At 69.9% G+C, this 14,153-nt stretch carries 11 protein-coding genes; all 11 read left to right on the top strand.

Annotated elements, in window-relative coordinates; all coding sequences use genetic code 11:
• The first annotated feature begins 57 nt into the window (after window positions 1–57).
• Window positions 58–2,196, top strand: a complete 2,139-nt coding sequence (gene uvrC / locus P1P75_RS19615; RefSeq protein WP_319257068.1) for an excinuclease ABC subunit UvrC — start codon at window positions 58–60, stop codon at window positions 2,194–2,196.
• Entirely contained in the window at window positions 2,193–3,233 is a 1,041-nt protein-coding gene (gene rapZ, locus P1P75_RS19610; RefSeq protein ID WP_319257064.1) for an RNase adapter RapZ, read from the top strand. The genes uvrC and rapZ overlap by 4 nt, the downstream gene beginning before the upstream one ends.
• Window positions 3,230–4,297: a uridine diphosphate-N-acetylglucosamine-binding protein YvcK gene (yvcK, locus tag P1P75_RS19605; protein ID WP_319257061.1), complete on the top strand. Its 1,068-nt coding sequence runs from the start codon at window positions 3,230–3,232 to the stop codon at window positions 4,295–4,297. The genes rapZ and yvcK overlap by 4 nt, the downstream gene beginning before the upstream one ends.
• Entirely contained in the window at window positions 4,288–5,277 is a 990-nt protein-coding gene (gene whiA / locus P1P75_RS19600) for a DNA-binding protein WhiA (RefSeq protein ID WP_319257059.1), read from the top strand. The genes yvcK and whiA overlap by 10 nt, the downstream gene beginning before the upstream one ends.
• A 258-nt stretch (window positions 5,278–5,535) precedes the next feature.
• Window positions 5,536–8,502, top strand: a complete 2,967-nt coding sequence (locus tag P1P75_RS19595; RefSeq protein WP_319257055.1) for a M14 family zinc carboxypeptidase — start codon at window positions 5,536–5,538, stop codon at window positions 8,500–8,502.
• Window positions 8,503–8,763: 261 nt separating this feature from the next.
• Window positions 8,764–9,774, top strand: coding sequence for a type I glyceraldehyde-3-phosphate dehydrogenase (gene gap / locus P1P75_RS19590; protein ID WP_319257052.1), 1,011 nt, complete (start codon window positions 8,764–8,766; stop codon window positions 9,772–9,774).
• A 130-nt stretch (window positions 9,775–9,904) separates the two neighbouring features.
• A complete protein-coding gene (gene pgk, locus P1P75_RS19585; RefSeq protein ID WP_319257050.1) occupies window positions 9,905–11,116 on the top strand; it encodes a phosphoglycerate kinase in 1,212 nt (403 codons plus the stop codon).
• Window positions 11,117–11,122: 6 nt separating this feature from the next.
• Entirely contained in the window at window positions 11,123–11,899 is a 777-nt protein-coding gene (gene tpiA, locus P1P75_RS19580; RefSeq protein ID WP_319257048.1) for a triose-phosphate isomerase, read from the top strand.
• Window positions 11,900–12,005: 106 nt separating this feature from the next.
• Entirely contained in the window at window positions 12,006–12,242 is a 237-nt protein-coding gene (gene secG / locus P1P75_RS19575; protein WP_086767968.1) for a preprotein translocase subunit SecG, read from the top strand.
• Between the two features lie 208 nt (window positions 12,243–12,450).
• Window positions 12,451–12,786, top strand: coding sequence for an RNA polymerase-binding protein RbpA (locus tag P1P75_RS19570; protein ID WP_010352468.1), 336 nt, complete (start codon window positions 12,451–12,453; stop codon window positions 12,784–12,786).
• A 293-nt stretch (window positions 12,787–13,079) separates the two neighbouring features.
• The coding region (pgi, locus tag P1P75_RS19565; protein WP_319257046.1) for a glucose-6-phosphate isomerase at window positions 13,080–14,153 on the top strand (1,074 nt) is incomplete at its 3' end.

Below are 14,153 nucleotides of genomic sequence, written 5' to 3'. Positions count from 1 at the left end.
GGCGCCGTTGTCCACGGCCCCGTCGTACTGTCACCGCGCGCCAGTAGGGTGTGAGACATGGCCGACCCCTCCAGCTACCGCCCCAAGCCGGGACAGATCCCCGACTCTCCCGGGGTGTACCGATTCCGCGACGAGCACCGCCGGGTGATCTACGTCGGGAAGGCGAAAAGCCTGCGCCAGCGCCTGGCGAACTACTTCCAGGACCTGGCCGGCCTACATCAGCGCACGCGCACCATGGTCACCACGGCAGCGTCCGTGGAGTGGACGGTGGTGTCCACGGAGGTCGAGGCGCTCCAGCTGGAGTACTCGTGGATCAAGGAGTACGACCCCCGGTTCAACGTCAAGTACCGCGACGACAAGAGCTACCCGTACCTCGCCGTGACGATGAACGAGGAGTTCCCGCGCGTGCAGGTGATGCGCGGGCACAAGAAGAAGGGCGTCCGGTACTTCGGGCCGTACGCGCACGCGTGGGCGATCCGGGACACCGTCGACCTGCTCCTGCGGGTCTTCCCGGTCCGCACCTGCTCGGCCGGCGTCTTCAAGAACGCCTCCCGCACCGGCCGCCCCTGTCTCCTCGGTTACATCGGCAAGTGCTCGGCGCCCTGTGTCGGCCGGATCTCGCCCGACGACCACTGGGAGCTGGCGGACGAGTTCTGCGACTTCATGACCGGCCGCACGGGGACCTATCTCCGCCGTCTGGAGACGCAGATGACGGAGGCGGCCGAGGAGATGGAGTACGAGCGGGCCGCCCGCCTGCGCGACGACATAGGGGCCCTGAAGAAGGCCATGGAGAAGAACGCGGTCGTGCTCGCCGACGCGACCGACGCCGATCTGATCGCGGTCGCCGAGGACGAGCTGGAGGCGGCCGTCCAGATCTTCCACGTCCGCGGCGGACGCGTCCGCGGCCAGCGCGGCTGGGTCACCGACAAGGTCGAGGAGATCACCACCGGCGCCCTCGTCGAGCACGCCCTCCAGCAGCTCTACGGCGAGGAGACCGGCGACGCGGTACCCAAGGAGGTGCTGGTCCCCGCCCTGCCCGACCCGGTGGAGCCGGTCCAGGAGTGGCTCACCGCCCGCCGCGGGTCCAACGTCTCGCTGCGCATCCCGCAGCGGGGAGACAAGCGCGCGCTGATGGAGACTGTCGAGCGCAACGCCCAGCAGAGCCTCGTCCTGCACAAGACCAAGCGCGCCTCCGACCTCACCACGCGCTCACGCGCGCTGGAGGAGATCGCCGAGGCCCTCGACCTGGACAGTGCTCCGCTGCGCATCGAGTGCTACGACATCTCGCATCTCCAGGGCGACGACGTCGTGGCCTCCATGGTCGTCTTCGAGGACGGACTGGCCCGCAAGAGCGAGTACCGCCGCTTCGAGATCAAGGGCCGTGTCGGAGACACGCAGGTCTGGCACGGCGAGGGTCAGGACGACGTCCGCTCGATGCACGAGGTGATCAGCCGCCGCTTCCGGCGCTACCTCGCCGACAAGGAGCGGACGGGGGAGTGGGTCGACGGCAACACCGGCAACACCGGCAACACCGGCAACACCGGCAGCCCCGACTCCGCTGGAGCCACGGCCGACGCCCCGATCGCCAGCAGCCTCACCGAGGACGACGGCCGGCCCAAGCGGTTCGCCTACCCGCCGCAGCTCGTCGTCGTCGACGGCGGACAGCCGCAGGTGGCCGCGGCCAAGCGGGCGCTGGACGAGCTGGGCATCGACGACATCGCCGTCTGCGGCCTCGCCAAGCGCCTGGAGGAGGTCTGGCTGCCGGACGACGACGATCCGGTCGTCCTGCCCCGTACCAGCGAGGGCCTCTACCTGCTCCAGCGGGTGCGTGACGAGGCCCACCGCTTCGCCATCACCTACCAGCGGACCAAGCGGGCCAAGCGATTCCGCGCCGGCCCGCTGGACGACGTGCCGGGACTCGGTGACGCGCGCAAGCAGGTGCTCGTCAAGCACTTCGGCTCGATGAAACGACTGCGTTCCGCGACGATCGACCAGATCTGCGAGGTGCCGGGCATAGGCCGCAAGACGGCCGAGACGATCGTCGCGGCCTTCGCCCGGGCGGCTCCGCCCGCACCCGCCGTGAACACGGCTACCGGAGAGATCATGGACGAGGAGGAGTCCGGCACGACGTCGGGCTCCCCCGGGGAGCCCGTGGCCGCGGGCACCCCGGAAGACCGACGGGGGCAGGAGACATGACCGAGCACGACGCACAGACCACACCGGAACGAGAACCCACGCCCACAGCGCGGCCCACCGCGGCCTCCACCGGGCCCGAACACCCCGCGGACGCCCCCAGCGCCGCGAACACCGCAGGTCACGAAGACGGAGCACAGGTGAGTACCGACGTCACGCCGCCCGGGGTCCCCGAGGCGGCCATCCCCGAGCTAGTGATCATCTCCGGCATGTCCGGGGCCGGCCGCTCGACGGCCGCCAAGTGTCTGGAGGACCTCGGCTGGTTCGTCGTCGACAACCTTCCGCCCGCGCTGATCCCCACCATGGTGGAGCTGGGCGCCCGCTCCCAGGGCAACGTGGCGCGGATCGCGGTCGTCGTCGACGTCCGTGGCCGCCGCTTCTTCGACAACCTCCGCGAGTCCCTCGCCGACCTGGAGACCAAGGGCGTCACCCGGCGGATCGTGTTCCTGGAGTCCTCCGACGACGCCCTGGTGCGCCGCTTCGAGTCGGTGCGCCGCCCGCACCCCCTCCAGGGCGACGGCCGCATCGTCGACGGCATCGCAGCCGAGCGGGAACTGCTGCGCGAGCTGCGCGGCGACGCCGACCTGGTGATCGACACCTCCAGCCTCAACGTGCACGAGCTGCGCGCCAAGATGGACGCCCAGTTCGCCGGCGACTCGGAACCCGAGCTGCGGGCCACCGTGATGTCCTTCGGCTTCAAGTACGGCCTCCCCGTGGACGCCGACCTGGTCGTGGACATGCGCTTCCTGCCCAACCCGCACTGGGTCCCGGAGCTGCGCCCCTTCACCGGGCTGAACGAGGAGGTCTCCACGTACGTCCTCAACCAGCCCGGCGCGAAGGAGTTCCTCGACCGGTACACCGAACTCCTCCAGATGGTCGCCGCGGGCTACCGGCGGGAGGGCAAGCGCTATGTGACCATCGCGGTCGGCTGTACGGGCGGCAAGCACCGCTCGGTCGCGATGTCGGAGAAGCTCGCCGCGCGCCTCGTGGCCGAGGGCGTGGAGACGGTGGTCGTGCACCGGGACATGGGACGGGAATGACAGGACGTACTCCGCGGCTCGGCCGGCTGCGCAGAATGGCGTCCGAAGGGCGCACGGGCCGGCCGGTCGGGGCCCGCGGCGGCAAACCCCGCCGTCGCGGCACCCAGCCCAAGGTCGTCGCCCTCGGCGGCGGCATGGGCCTGTCCGCCTCGCTCACCGCACTGCGCCGGATCACCGGCGACCTCACCGGTGTCGTCACCGTGGCCGACGACGGCGGTTCCAGCGGGCGCCTGCGCGACGAGCTGGGCGTCCTGCCGCCCGGCGACCTGCGCAAGGCCCTGGCCGCCCTGTGCGGCGACGACGACTGGGGCCAGACCTGGGCCCGTGTCATCCAGCACCGCTTCCAGTCGCAGGGCGAGATCAACGGCCACGCGGTCGGCAATCTGCTGATCGTCGCTCTGTGGGAGCAGCTCGGCGACCATGTCCAGGCCCTGGACCTGATCGGCAAGCTGCTCGGCGCGCACGGACGCGTGCTGCCCATGTCCGCCGTACCGCTGGAACTCCAGGCGCTGGTCAAGGGGCACGATCCGGCCCGACCCGAGGACGTCGACACCGTGCGTGGGCAGGCGACCGTCGCGCTCACCACCGGCGAGGTGCAGTCCGTGCACCTGGTGCCGCCCGACCCGCCGGCCGTCCCGGAGGCGGTGGCGGCCGTCCTCGACGCGGACTGGGTGGTGCTCGGCCCCGGCTCCTGGTTCTCGTCGGTCATCCCGCATCTGCTGGTGCCCGAACTGCTGGACGCGCTCACCGAGACGAAGGCCCGCCGGGTACTCTCCCTCAACCTCGCGCCGCAACCAGGAGAAACCGAGGGGTTCTCCCCGCAGCGTCATTTGGAGGTTTTGGGACGACACGCCCCTAAACTCGCCCTGGACGTGGTGCTGGCCGACGAGGCCGCCGTGCCCGACCGCGACTTGCTGACCGATGCCGCCAAACGGTTCGGGGCCGCGGTCGAGCTGGCGCCGGTGGCCCGGCCCGATGGGACCCCGAGGCACGACCCGGAGCTGTTGGCCGCCGCGTACGACCGTATTTTTCGGATGCATGGAAGGATCGGCCCATGGCGATGACGGCAGCGGTGAAGGACGAGATCTCCCGGCTCCCCGTCACCCGGACCTGCTGCAGAAAGGCGGAGGTCTCCGCCGTTCTGCGGTTCGCCGGCGGCCTGCACCTGGTGAGCGGGCGCATTGTGATCGAGGCGGAGCTGGACACGGCGATGGCGGCCCGCCGGCTCAAGCGGGACATTCTGGAGATCTTCGGCCACAGCTCGGAGCTGATCGTGATGGCGCCCGGCGGTCTGCGCCGCGGCTCGCGTTACGTCGTACGGGTGGTCGCGGGCGGCGACCAGCTGGCCCGCCAGACCGGTCTGGTGGACGGTCGTGGGCGCCCCATCCGCGGGCTGCCCCCGCAGGTGGTGTCCGGCGCCACCTGTGACGCGGAGGCGGCTTGGCGCGGGGCCTTCCTGGCGCACGGCTCGCTCACCGAGCCCGGCCGGTCCTCCTCCCTGGAGGTCACCTGCCCGGGACCTGAGGCCGCGCTCGCGCTGGTCGGCGCAGCCCGCCGGCTGTCGATCGCCGCGAAGGCCCGCGAGGTCCGCGGGGTCGACCGGGTCGTGGTCCGCGACGGCGACGCCATCGGCGCGCTGCTCACCCGCCTCGGCGCCCATGAGTCGGTGCTGGCCTGGGAGGAGCGCAGGATGCGCCGCGAGGTGCGCGCCACGGCGAACCGGCTCGCCAACTTCGACGACGCCAACCTGCGCCGCTCGGCCCGTGCCGCCGTCGCCGCCGGTGCCCGCGTCCAGCGGGCCCTGGAGATCCTCGGCGAGGAGGTGCCCGAGCACCTCGCGGCGGCCGGCCGGCTGCGCATGGACCACAAACAGGCCTCCCTGGAGGAGTTGGGCGCGCTCGCCGACCCGCCACTGACCAAGGACGCGGTCGCCGGCCGGATCCGCCGGCTGCTCGCGATGGCCGACAAGCGGGCCTCGGACCTCGGCATCCCGGGCACGGACGCCAATCTCAGCGAGGACCTCGCCGACAACCTGGTGGGCTGAGAGCCGCACCGGAGCAGGACACCGGAGCAGGACACCGGAGCACGACCGGGCGCCCCACCGGCGCCCGACGGTTCGGCGACACGCCGGTGCCGACACCCCCCGAAGGGCCGTCGGTACCGGCGTTCTCACTCCCCGAACCCCCCTGCCGAGGGCAACTTCCGTCCGGCGACACCTTCTTGACGCACCCTTGACTCGATCATGAACAGTCATGAGCCTGACTGTGTTCGCTGCTGTGGCGGACTCACGCAAGGGGGGTTCATGAGACGAAGAGCGAGATCGATCCTCGCTGTCGGCGCGCTCCTGATCGGCGGAGCGAGCATCGCGCCCATCGCCCAGGCACAGTCCGCAGGTTCCTCCGGCACGTCCGGCACATCCGACGCGGACGAGGTCAAGGTCTTTCGTGCCGAGGTCACCAAGAAGCAGGTACCCCTGCTGCTGGCGGCCGGCCAGGACGGCCACGAACTCAGTGAGCAGGCGCCCGAACAGGGCACCGCCACCGTCGAGGTGTACCTCACCGACGACCAGGCGAAGAAGCTGGAGAAGCAGGGCGTCCCGCTCACCGAGCACACCCTCTCGGCCAGGGCCGAGAAACGCGTGGAGGCCGCCGCCGACGGGGTGTTCCGGCCGTACAGCGGCAGCGGAGGCCTCAAGGAGGAGATCCTGCGGACCGCCCAGGAGAACCCCGGCCTCACCAAGGCCGTCTCCATCGGCAAGACGGTCAAGGGCCAGGACATCCTCGCGCTCAAGCTCACCAAGAACGCCAAGAAGTCCAAGGACGGCTCCAAGCCCTCGGTGCTGTACGTGTCCAACCAGCACGCGCGCGAGTGGATCACCCCCGAGATGACCCGGCGGCTGATGCACCACTACCTCGACAGCTACAAGACCGACCAGCGCGTCAAGAAGCTGGTCGACTCGACCGAACTGTGGTTCGTCCTGTCGGCCAACCCCGACGGCTACGACTACACCTTCCAGGACTCCGCGAACCGCCTGTGGCGCAAGAACCTGCGGGACGTCAACGCCGACGGCGAGATCCGCACCGGCGACGGCGTCGACCTCAACCGCAACTTCGCCTACAAGTGGGGCTACGACGACGAGGGTTCGTCCCCCAATCCCACCAGCCAGACCTACCGCGGCGCGGGCCCGAACTCCGAGCCCGAGACCAGGGCGCTGGACGCCTTCGAGAGGCGCATCGGCTTCACCTACGGCATCAACTACCACTCCGCGGCCGAACTCCTCCTCTACGGCGTCGGCTGGCAGGTCGCCACGGACACCCCCGACGACGTCGCCCTGAAGGCACTCGCCGGCACCCCGGACAACTCCGCGGTCCCCGGCTACCACCCGCAGGTCTCCTCGGAGCTGTACACCACCAACGGCGAGGCCGACGGCCACGCCTCCAACGTCAACGGCACGGCGATGTTCACCCCCGAGATGTCGACCTGCCAGACGGTCTCGAACCTCTCCCCGGACGACCAGTGGAACGCCGCCGACTGCCAGTCGGTGTTCAACTTCCCGGACGACGAGAAGCTGATCCAGCAGGAGTTCGAGAAGAACGTCCCGTTCGCCCTGTCCGTCGCCGAGAGCGCCGCCCGCCCCGACCGGCCGAAGTCCTCGGTCGGCCTGAACGCCGCCGACTTCACCCCGGCCGCCTTCACGACGTCGTACGCGCGCGGCGCCGACCAGGAGGTCTCCGTCGTCGTACGCAAGGCGGTCCGCGACAAGGAGCTCAAGTACCGCGTCAACGGCGGCCGTACCCACGACCAGGCGCTCAGGCCCTGGAAGGGCGGCGAGACCTTCGGCGGCGAGGACAACCTCTTCTACGACGAGTACCGGGCGAAGGTCCGGGACGGCGAACCCGGCGACACGGTCGAGGTGTGGTTCAGCGGCGAGACGAGCGGCGGCAAGAAGGTCTCCAGCTCGCACTTCACCTACACGGTCGCCGAGCGGCCGCGGGCCGACACCCTCGTCGTGGCCGAGGAGGGCGCGACCGCCACGCAGGCGCAGACCTACGTCGACGCGCTGAAGGCCAACGGCCGCAAGGCGATCGTCTGGGACGTCGCCGCGCAGGGCCCGCCCGACGCGCTCGGCGTGCTGGACCACTTCGGCACGGTCGTCCACTACACGGGCGCGAGCGTCCCCGGCAACCCGACCCAGCTGGAACTGCGCGCCTTCCTCAACGAAGGCGGCAAGCTCATCGAGGCCGGGGAACTGGCCGGCGGCAACGTCGATCTCGGCGACGGCACACCGTCCAACGACTTCAGCCAGTACTACCTGGGCGCCTACTCCCGTACGTCCACCCCCGGCGCCACCGGCTTCACCGGCTCCGGCGCGCTCGACGGGTACACCGGCCTGCTCGCCGGCGCCCCCGGCAACCCGCTGGACCGGGCCGGCACCTACGGCGTCACCTCCGACGAACTGCCCGCCGCGACGCATCCGCAGTTCGCGAGCGCGGGCGCGGGACGGTTCGCCGGGACCGTCAACCCGTACGGGCCCTACGCGGGCGCGTCCATGGCGGCGGCCGTGCACACCGACGACGCCTACAAGCGCCTCACGCGCACCATCGACCTCACCGGGGTCACCGCCGCCGACCGGCCCGCCCTGCGCACCCAGCTGCTGTGGGACACCGAACCGGGCTACGACAACGCGCTGGTCGAGATCCACACCGTCGGGGCCGACGACTGGACGACGCTGCCCGAGGCCGGCGGCGCCACCGGTACCGCCGTACCCGCCGAATGCGGCGCCGGCTTCTACATCGGGGAGCACCCGCAGCTCCGCCGCTACCTGACCCTGACCTCGGCCGAGTGCACCGCGACCGGCACCACCGGCTCGTGGAACGCCCTCACCGGGGCCTCCAGCGGCTGGCAGCAGGTGAACTTCGACCTGAGCGCCTACGCCGGCAGGTCCGTCGAGGTCTCGCTCAGCTATGTCACCGACCCGGGCAGCGGCGGGCACGGCGTCCTCGCCGACGAGGCCTCGCTCGTCGTCGGCGGCACCGCCACGCAGACGGAGGGCTTCGAGACCTCCCTCGGCGCCTGGCAGGTCGCCGGACCGCCCCCGGGCAGCCCGGCCGTCCTGAAGGACTGGGCGCGCACCGGCACCCTGTTCCAGACCTACGGTGCGGTCACCACGGACGACACCGTGCTGCTCGGCTTCGGCCTGGAACACGTCGCCGCCGCGGCCGACCGCACCGCGCTCATCGGAAGGGCCCTCGACTCACTTGACGACTGACCCCGACCGGGCACCGGACGACACGCTGGGTTCGGGCCAACACGACACCGCGTGATCGAAATCTGCTGATCGGGCCTGATCAGCACTTCATGGCGGGGCGGTCCGTACCCCTACTGGTGGGTACGGGCCGCACTGCCGTGTATGGGCCGACTCGATGTCACCCCGGCGGTCCCGGAGAGGTAGGGTCGTGGGTGGTCGGGGACATCCCAAATACAGCTCGCCGGCACCTCGTGGCCGGCGTACCAACGAGGAGATCGGTTCGTGACGATCCGCGTAGGCATCAACGGCTTTGGCCGCATCGGTCGTAACTACTTCCGCGCGCTGCTGGAGCAGGGTGCTGACATCGAGATCGTGGCTGTCAACGACCTGGGTGACACCGCGACAACCGCTCACCTGCTCAAGTACGACACCATCCTGGGCCGACTGAAGGCCGAGGTGTCGCACACCGCCGACACGATCACCGTCGACGGCCACACCATCAAGGTCCTGTCCGAGCGCAACCCCGCGGACATCCCGTGGGGCGACCTCGGCGTCGACATCGTGATCGAGTCGACGGGCATCTTCACGAAGAAGGCCGACGCCGCGAAGCACATCGCCGGCGGCGCCAAGAAGGTCCTCATCTCGGCTCCGGCCAAGGACGAGGACATCACCATCGTGATGGGCGTCAACCAGGACAAGTACGACGCGGCCAACCACCACGTCATCTCCAACGCCTCCTGCACCACCAACTGTGTGGCGCCGATGGCCAAGGTCCTCGACGAGAACTTCGGCATCGTCAAGGGTCTGATGACGACGGTCCACGCGTACACCAACGACCAGCGCATCCTGGACTTCCCGCACTCGGACCTGCGCCGCGCCCGCGCCGCCGCCGAGAACATCATCCCGACCACGACGGGTGCCGCCAAGGCCACCGCCCTGGTCCTGCCCCAGCTCAAGGGCAAGCTCGACGGCATCGCGATGCGCGTCCCGGTCCCGACCGGCTCGGCCACCGACCTGGTCGTGACCCTCCAGCGCGAGGTCACCAAGGACGAGGTCAACGCCGCGTTCAAGAAGGCCGCCGACGACGGCGACCTCAAGGGCTACCTCACCTACACCGAGGACCCGATCGTCTCCTCGGACATCGTCGGCGACCCGGCCTCCTGCACCTTCGACTCCTCCCTGACCATGGTCCAGGAGGGCAACTCGGTGAAGATCCTCGGCTGGTACGACAACGAGTGGGGTTACTCCAACCGCCTCGTCGACCTGACGGTCTTCGTCGGCAACCAGCTCTGATCGACGGAGCAACCCGATGTGAAGGCAGGGCCCGGACGGCGCGGGGACGCGCCGCCGGGCCCTGACTCACGTGCGGATCGGCCCTGTCTACGATCACGGAGCAACACGAGCCCTCCCGGGAGCCCCTTATATGAAGACGATCGACGAACTCCTCACCGAAGGCGTGGCCGGCAAGCGGGTCTTCGTCCGCGCCGACCTCAACGTGCCGCTGGACGGCACCACCATCACCGACGACGGCCGTATCCGAGCCGTGCTCCCCACCGTCAAGGCGCTCGCGGACGCGGGCGCCAAGGTGGTCGTCGCCTCACACCTGGGCCGCCCCAAGGGCGCCCCCGACCCGGCCTTCTCGCTCGCCCCGGCCGCCGCCCGCATGGGTGAACTCCTCGGCGCCGACGTGGCGTTCGCGACCGACACGGTCGGCGACTCCGCCCGCTCCACCGTCGCGGGCCTCGCCGACGGCCAGGTCGCCGTCATCGAGAACCTGCGCTTCAACGCGGGCGAGACGGCCAAGGACGACGCCGAGCGCGGCGCCTTCGCCGACCGGCTGGCCCAACTCGCCGACGTGTACGTGGGCGACGGCTTCGGCGCCGTGCACCGTAAGCACGCGTCGGTCTTCGACCTCCCGGCCCGGCTGCCGCACGCCGCCGGCCACCTCATCGCCACCGAGGTCGGCGTACTGAAGAAGCTCACCGAGGACGTCAAGCGTCCCTACGTCGTCGCCCTCGGCGGTTCCAAGGTCTCCGACAAGCTCGCCGTCATCGACCAGCTGCTCGGCAAGGCGGACCGCCTCCTCATCGGCGGCGGCATGGTGTTCACCTTCCTCAAGGCCAAGGGGTACGAGGTCGGCGCATCCCTGCTCCAGGAGGACCAGATCCCGGTCGTCCAGGAGTACATCGCGCGGGCGGAGAAGAGCGGCGTCGAGCTGGTCCTCCCCGTCGACGTCCTGACCTCCACCGAGTTCCCCGACCTGAAGACCAAGGCGCCGGGGAACCCCAACACCGTCGCCGCGGACGCCATCCCCGCCGACCAGCTGGGTCTGGACATCGGCCCCGAGACCCGCAAGCTGTACGCCTCGAAGCTCGCCGACGCCGCCACCGTCTTCTGGAACGGCCCGATGGGCGTCTTCGAGCACCCCGACTACGCCGAGGGCACCAGGGCGGTCGCCCAGGCCCTCCTCGACTCCCCGGCCTTCACGGTCGTCGGCGGTGGCGACTCCGCCGCGGCCGTCCGCCTGCTGGGCTTCGACGAGAACGCATTCGGCCACATCTCGACCGGCGGCGGCGCCTCCCTCGAATACCTCGAGGGCAAGACGCTCCCCGGCCTCGCCGCACTGGAGGACTGACCCCGCATGAGCACCCGTACGCCGCTGATGGCGGGCAACTGGAAGATGAACCTCAACCACCTCGAGGCCATCGCCCACACCCAGAAGCTCGCCTTCGCCCTGGCCGACAAGGACTACGAGGCCGTCGAGGTCGCCGTCCTGCCGCCCTTCACCGACCTGCGCTCCGTGCAGACGCTGGTCGAGCACGACAAGCTCAAGATCAAGTACGGCGCCCAGGACATCTCCGCGCACGACGGCGGCGCCTACACCGGCGAGATCTCCGGCCCGATGCTCGCCAAGCTGCGCTGCACCTACGTCGCGATCGGCCACTCCGAGCGCCGTCAGTACCACGGCGAGACCGACGAGCTGGTGAACGCCAAGGTCAGGGCCGCCTACAAGCACGGCCTCACCCCGATTCTGTGCGTCGGCGAGGAGCTGGACGTCCGCGAGGCGGGCAACCACGTCTCGCACACCCTCGCCCAGGTCGAGGGCGGTCTCCTGGACATCCCGGCCGAGCAGGCCGAGACCATCGTGATCGCCTACGAGCCGGTGTGGGCCATCGGCACCGGCAAGGTCTGCGGCGCCGACGACGCCCAGGAAGTCTGCGCCGCCATCCGCGGGAAGCTCGCCGAGCTGTACTCCCAGGACGTGGCCGACAAGATCCGCATCCAGTACGGCGGCTCCGTGAAGTCGGGCAACGTCGCCGAGATCATGGCGCAGGCCGACATCGACGGCGCGCTGGTCGGCGGCGCCTCGCTGGACCACGAGGAGTTCGTCAAGATCGTGCGCTTCCGCGATCAGTGACCGGGCTGTGAGTATGCGGTAGCGGCGATCCGTCGTACCCTTGCGGGGGCACAGCGCAGAAGCTGTGCCCCCGTCGTTATCCGAATCCGAGGAAGTTGGTCCAGCCGTGGTTTTGGGGTTCTCGATCGCCCTGATCGTCTTCAGCCTGCTGCTGATGCTGCTGGTGCTGATGCACAAGGGGAAGGGCGGCGGTCTCTCCGACATGTTCGGTGGCGGCATGCAGTCCTCCGTCGGCGGCTCCTCGGTCGCCGAGCGCAACCTCGACCGCATCACCGTGGTGGTCGGTCTGCTCTGGTTCGCGAGCATCATCGTTCTCGGCCTTTTGATGAAGACCAGCAGCTGATCAGCCTCCCGCAGGCACACATTCCGTCGTAACGCCCCATGTTCGGTACGCGCAGCTGAGCGCGGCCTATCATGGGGCTTGCGTCTACGTGTGGGGGGATGTAGCTCCAATCACTGGACGCGCGTTGGGCCTTACGTAGACTGAGGCGCTCGCAGCGAAGCGAAACGCCGACTCGCTTCGCGGCACCATCACGCAGGGAGTTACGACCGTGGCAAGTGGCAACGCGATCCGGGGAAGCCGGGTCGGGGCGGGGCCGATGGGCGAGGCCGAGCGCGGTGAGTCCGCGCCGCGTCTGCGCATCTCCTTCTGGTGCTCCAACGGGCACGAGACGCAGCCCAGCTTCGCCAGCGACGCGCAGGTTCCCGATACCTGGGACTGCCCGCGCTGTGGCTTCCCGGCCGGCCAGGACCGGGACAACCCCCCGGCCCCGCCGCGCACCGAGCCCTACAAGACGCACCTCGCCTATGTGCGGGAGCGACGCAGCGACGCGGACGGTGAGGCGATCCTCGCCGAAGCCCTCGCCAAACTGCGGGGCGAGATCTAGGAGTTGACCACGGCCAGGTGCTCACAGGCACTTGGCCGCATCTGTACCGCGCACGGGTGGCGGGCCGCCGCCGCGTGGGTCTTCCGTGCTGCCTGCGCCACCTTGCGCGGCGCCTCACTTTCTCCGTCATGTCGTCCTCGCGCTGATACCTCCGGGCCGCGCGGACGTATCTGTTGTTGCACCGTGGGCCGGTCCTACGACAGCTCGTGTTCCGCCCTGATCAATTAGGTTGGGACCGCCAGCGGGACAAGACGCGCGGCACGGACAGGTGAGAAAAGAGGGCTGGGTCCGACATGAACGCAGACGGCCGTACGAGGCTCAACCAGACGCCCGAGTGGACCGCTCTGGCCAAGCACCGTGAGGAACTCGGCGAGGTGCAGCTGCGTGAGCTGTTCGCCGGTGACCCCGGGCGGGGCAGCGGATACACACTGCGGGTCGGTGACCTGCACATCGACTACTCCAAGCAGCTCGTCACCGACGAGACGCTGCGGCTCCTGCGGGAGCTGGCCGCCGCCGCCGGTGTGTCCGGGCTGCGGGACGCGATGCTGCGCGGTGAGCGGGTCAACGTCACCGAGGACCGTGCCGTCCTGCACACCGCGCTGCGTGCTCCGCGCGAGGCGGTGATCGAGGTCGATGGCGAGAACGTCGTCCCCGCAGTGCACGCCGTCCTGGACCGGATGGCCGACTTCGCCGGGCGGGTCCGCTCGGGCGAGTGGACCGGCCACACCGGCAGGCGCATCCGCAACGTCGTCAACATCGGTATCGGCGGCTCCGACCTCGGCCCGGCGATGGCGTACGAGGCGCTGCGGGCGTTCACCGACCGTTCGCTGACGTTCCGCTTCGTGTCGAACGTGGACGGTGCCGACCTGCACGAGGCGACCCGGGACCTGGACCCGGCCGAGACGCTGTTCATCGTCGCCTCCAAGACGTTCACCACCATCGAGACGATCACCAACGCGACGTCGGCCCGCACCTGGCTGCTGGACGGTGTGGGCGGGGACGAGAAGGCGGTCGCGAAGCACTTCGTCGCGCTGTCGACGAACGCCGGGAAGGTCGCCGGCTTCGGCATCGACACGGCCAACATGTTCGCGTTCTGGGACTGGGTGGGGGGCCGCTACTCGTTCGACTCGGCGATCGGCCTCTCGCTGATGATCGCCATCGGTGCGGACCGTTTCCGCGAGATGCTCGACGGCTTCCACCTCGTCGACGAGCACTTCCGCACCGCGCCCGCCGAGGCCAACGCCCCGCTGCTGCTGGGCCTGTTGGGTATCTGGTACGGCAACTTCCACGACGCCCAGTCGCACGCGGTGCTGCCGTACAGCCACTACCTGTCGAAGTTCACCGCCTATCTCCAGCAGCTCGACATG

The organism is Streptomyces sp. ID05-39B, assembly GCF_033794725.1.
Classification (GTDB): domain Bacteria; phylum Actinomycetota; class Actinomycetes; order Streptomycetales; family Streptomycetaceae; genus Streptomyces; species Streptomyces bobili.
This window is presented reverse-complemented; position numbering and strand designations above follow the sequence as displayed.

Bases quoted from the DNA above. Each gene is read 5' to 3' on its own strand.
- uvrC (WP_319257068.1), top strand. From the start codon at position 58: ATGGCCGACCCCTCCAGCTACCGCCCCAAGCCGGGACAGATCCCCGAC.
- rapZ (WP_319257064.1), top strand. From the start codon at position 2,193: ATGACCGAGCACGACGCACAGACCACACCGGAACGAGAACCCACGCCC.
- yvcK (WP_319257061.1), top strand. From the start codon at position 3,230: ATGACAGGACGTACTCCGCGGCTCGGCCGGCTGCGCAGAATGGCGTCC.
- whiA (WP_319257059.1), top strand. From the start codon at position 4,288: ATGGCGATGACGGCAGCGGTGAAGGACGAGATCTCCCGGCTCCCCGTC.
- P1P75_RS19595 (WP_319257055.1), top strand. From the start codon at position 5,536: ATGAGACGAAGAGCGAGATCGATCCTCGCTGTCGGCGCGCTCCTGATC.
- pgk (WP_319257050.1), top strand. From the start codon at position 9,905: ATGAAGACGATCGACGAACTCCTCACCGAAGGCGTGGCCGGCAAGCGG.
- tpiA (WP_319257048.1), top strand. From the start codon at position 11,123: ATGAGCACCCGTACGCCGCTGATGGCGGGCAACTGGAAGATGAACCTC.